Raw genomic sequence first — 1,300 nt, 5'->3', positions numbered from 1 at the left:
AAGGATATTCATCTTACCGAGGGAGGTCTCAAGACGTCTGGAACGTCCAAGAGAAGTCAGCCGAGGTCATAGTAGTTATCGGAAACGAGCTGTAAATACTACAGAGGTCTCACTAGATAATGAAGGACTGAACATTGAATCGCGTCCTAATTCGGATAGGAATCCTGAAAATTCAGGATAGCCTACCCTTAAGCGGACAAGGAGAACAAAGTAATGATAGAGAAAGTACTACAAGCCAAAAACCTTTATAAAGCCTACCGCCAAGTGGTAGGAAACAAAGGTGCATCGGGAGTGGATGGTATGCAGGTGACCGAATTAAAGTCGTTTATAGACCAACACCGGACAGCTGTATTAACCGACATCCTGAGAAGAAGGTACGTGCCACAAGCTATCAGAGGGGTGGAAATCCCCAAGAGTAATGGGAAAACCAGATTACTCGGAATCCCATGTGTAGTGGACAGATGGCTCCAACAGGCGGTCAGTCAGCAACTAGCAAGTCGATTCGAATTAAACTTTGAAGATGAGAGCTATGGTTTTCGGCCTGGAAAGAATCTGCACGGGGCAGTAACACAAGCACTGAAAAGCATCAATGATGGCGATCAGGATATTGTTGACATTGACCTGAAAGGATTCTTTGATGAGGTACAACACTACAAGCTACTTCAGTTAATCTACAACAGAGTAAAATGCCCCACAACCTTGTGGCTGATCCGAAAGTGGCTGAGAGCACCTATCCAGATCAACGGAAAGCTGCACAAACGCAGAAAAGGAATGCCACAGGGAAGTCCCCTTAGTCCTCTTCTATCCAATATATTGTTGGACGAACTGGACAAGTATCTCAAAAGTAAAGGGTTGAAATTCGTCCGCTATGCCGATGACTTCAGTATTTATACCCAGTCAAAAGCAGCCGCCCAGAAAGTAGGAAATGAAGTCTATCTGTTCCTAAAGAACAAACTGGACTTGCCTATCAACAGGGAGAAAAGCGGAATCCGAAGACCCTCTGACTTTGAACTTTTGGGACATGGCTTCGTGCCAACCTACAAAAAGGGAGAAAAGGGCAGATACCAACTGGTAGTGAAGAAACAGAGCTGGGAAAACCTGAAACGTAAGCTCAAAGGAATCACCAAGAAAACCTTGCCATACAGCTTTGAAGAACGGCTTCAAAAACTCAGAGAGGTATGGATGGGCTGGGTAAATAATTACCGACTGGCCAGTATTCAGTCCAAGCTCAAACAACTCGACGAGTGGCTGAGGAACAGACTCAGATATTGCATTTGGCATGATTGGAAAAAGCCTGAGC

The 1,300-nt window shown here is 45.0% G+C and carries 2 protein-coding genes; both read left to right on the top strand.

Annotation, left to right across the window (positions count from 1 at the left end; genetic code table 11):
• On the top strand, positions 1-181 hold a 181-nt coding region (locus tag BVH04_RS25945), incomplete at its 5' end, for a hypothetical protein (RefSeq protein ID WP_205635932.1).
• Positions 182-213: 32 nt separating this feature from the next.
• A partial coding sequence (gene ltrA, locus BVH04_RS24975) for a group II intron reverse transcriptase/maturase (RefSeq protein WP_086544177.1) occupies positions 214-1,300 on the top strand: 1,087 nt, incomplete at its 3' end.

It is taken from the genome of Algoriphagus antarcticus (genome assembly GCF_002150685.1).
In the GTDB taxonomy this organism is placed as follows: Bacteria; Bacteroidota; Bacteroidia; order Cytophagales; family Cyclobacteriaceae; genus Algoriphagus; species Algoriphagus antarcticus.
Note: the sequence above shows the minus strand (reverse complement) of the source record. Positions and strands in the feature narration are given on the sequence as shown.